At 35.3% G+C, this 3,158-nt stretch carries 1 protein-coding gene; it reads left to right on the forward strand.

The annotated features are described in order from the left end of the window. A partial coding sequence (locus tag AC3DU7_RS18030; protein WP_488040697.1) for a PAS domain-containing hybrid sensor histidine kinase/response regulator occupies nucleotides 1-2,313 on the forward strand: 2,313 nt, incomplete at its 5' end. Nucleotides 2,314-3,158 lie beyond the last annotated feature (845 nt).

A 3,158-nucleotide genomic window follows, 5' to 3' on the forward strand; every position in this document is an offset into this window, starting at 1 on the left:
TCAATTCCAGATATCATATTTTATATGGATATCAATGGAACTTATTTGGCTTGTAATAAAGCTTTTGAGCAATATTTAAATAAAAGTAGAGAAGAAATTATTGGAAAAACAGATTTAGATTTGTTCTCTCCAGATTTAATTGAAACGAGTCGTTTTCACTGTGCAAAAATACTAAATTTACCTGAAACTTATCAATATGAAGAATCTTTAAAATATCCTGATGGCTCATTTTATGCAGTTGATACTTTGATTAGTCCTTTATTAAATGAAGAAGGAAAATTAATCGGAATTATCGGAGTTAGTCGTGATATTTCTCAACGTAAACAAGGGGAAGAAGAACTAAAACAAGCAAAAGAATTAGCCGAGCAAGCGACTAGAGCAAAATCTCAATTCCTAGCAACAATGAGTCATGAAGTCAGAACTCCTATGAATGGAGTTTTAGGAATGACACAACTATTAGCATCAACAAAACTTACTTCCGAACAACAAAAATATGTCAGAACTATAGATATTAGTGGAAATACATTATTAACTGTAATTAACGATATTCTTGATTTTTCAAAAATTGAATCTGGCAAATTAGATATAGAAAATCGACCTGTAGATATTCGGGCCTGCATTGAAAATGTTTATGATGTTTTGGCAATAAAAGTAGAGAAAAAAAATATCGATCTATTATACTTAGTAGACCCAGATGTTCCTACCTATATTATTGGCGATGAAACTAGAATTAATCAGATTTTAATGAATCTTGTTAACAACGGAATTAAATTTACAGAATCAGGAGAAGTTTATATCCAAGTTTCACAATACAAAAGCAAGATTAATACGATCAATACTAGTAATAGAAATATCGGGCTACATATTTCTGTAAGTGATACAGGAATTGGTATGAATAAAGAACAAATAAGTCGTTTATTTAAACCTTTTTCTCAAGGAGATTCTTCCACTACTCGTAGATATGGAGGTACAGGTTTAGGGTTAGCTATATGCAGTCGCTTAGTTCAATTAATGGGAGGAAGTTTTTCTGTTGAAAGTGAAGTTGGCAAAGGTAGTAAATTCTCATTTACTATCCAAACTAAAGCAGCTCCAGCACAACCAAAACGATATCTAAATAAACAAGCTCCAGAAATTAAAAATAAGCGAGTATTACTGGTAGATGATAATCAAACTAATCTGGAAATTTTAATCTGGCAATGCCAACAATGGCAAATGTTACCTTTTGCTACAGATAATCCTAAAGAAGCAATTTCATGGGTAGAAAGAGGAGACTTATTCGATTTGGCAATTCTTGATATGGCCATGCCAGAAATGGATGGTTTAACTCTAGGTTTTGAACTACGAAAATTGAAATCTCAAGATGAATTACCACTAATTTTACTAACTTCTCTAGGGAAGTATAATGAAGATGTTAATTTGATAAATCAAGTTTTTTCCGCCTATATTTCTAAACCAGTTAAACAGTCTACTTTGCTTAAAACTATAGTGGATATTTTTGCTACTGTGAAACAGACATATCACACACAACCAGTAAAACAAGTACAAATTGACCAGAAATTAGCAGAACATTTACCTTTAAAAATATTGCTGGCAGAAGATAATGTAATTAATCAAGAATTTGCTGTAGCAATATTAGAAAAAATGGGTTACAAAATTGATGTAGTAAACAATGGTATAGATACGATCGCAGCTTGTAAAAAACAAAATTATGACATTATATTTATGGATGTACAAATGCCAGAAATGGATGGTTTAGAAGCTACTCGCGAAATTATTAAGCAGTTGCCATCAGAAACACGCCCGAAAATTATTGCCATGACTGCTAATGCTATGGAAGACGACCGAGATGAATGTTTGCAAGCGGGAATGGATGACTATGTTAGCAAACCAGTAAAAATTCAAGCTATGCAACAAATGCTAGAAAAGTGGGGGACAAAAGACACTAAGATTAATGCTAACGATACTACTTCCAGGAGTCAAGTACTCGATCAAACTGCAATGATCGTGTCTATGGCAGAAACCAAACCTGAGTTAGTCAAGAAAATGACACACCTATATTTAGACCGAGAAGGTCCCCGGCGTCTTACAGAAATTAAACAAGCGATCGCTGAAGAAAATGCTAAAGGTTTGAAACATTCTGCTCATACTCTCAAAGGTGGTAGTGCTACTTTAGGAGCTGTAGGTGTAGTAGAGGTTTGCCGACAGTTAGAAACTAGGGCCAAAAATCAAGATTTTGCAGATATTGAGCAGTTAGTGCAGCTATTGGAAGAACGTTATGAAGAAGCTAGAAAGGAGTTAATTAAGTTCCTATAAGAAGGAAGAGGGAAGAAGGAAGAGGGAAGAGGGAGAAAAAAACTTAAATTTCCGGCGTTGCATAAATGCGCTTGGAATTTTAATAGTTTTGTGTTTTGTGGAATGGGCATCTTGTCCGTTCCCATTCCCCGTTCCCGTTCCTGATATTTTCACCGCAGACAGGGATAGGCGGAATGCCTGCCCCCACTTACCGCTTATATCATGTCTGCTTGAATACTTAGGGCTTGCTGAAAAAGTCTTTTTTTCAGAGGAGGAGCCAGGATTGAGAATCCAGAATCCAGGAGGAATGAGATTCCGAGAAGAGGTAGTCAGAAGAATCTTCCCTTGATTTTCTACCCCTCGAAATGCCCAAAATCCTAGATTTTTGAACTGGAACTACCTAAAAGCTGATACTTTATTAGTACCTGCAAAGGCTGAAACTTTTGCCAGTAAAAACTTTGAGATTTAATCAGCAAGCCCTACTTATACTTTAGTGGAAGGAAGACAGAGGGCAGAAGGGTTTTTTACAATTGCGACTTAATTCTATACACAAACTATGCTACCGGACATGATATTATATTAATCCCGCTCCTCAGAAATGCCTAAAATTTGGTAGTTCTGCGCGCGTAATGCTAAATAGCAGGACTTTAGGAAAAAATAGGTTAAAAATAATATTAAAACCTTATACAGGAAAATATTTTTCCTAGTGTTCCCTGTTCCCTGCTATTGCTATATTATTTTATCTATAGCAATGAGCGCTGGTATATTTACACATTGCAAGAGGGGCCAAATAGCTAAAAGTCTCATATTATGGGCAATTTATTCCCCCTGTTGCCTGTTGCCTGTTGCCTGTTGCCTGTTGCCTG

Source organism: Okeania sp. (assembly GCF_983059655.1).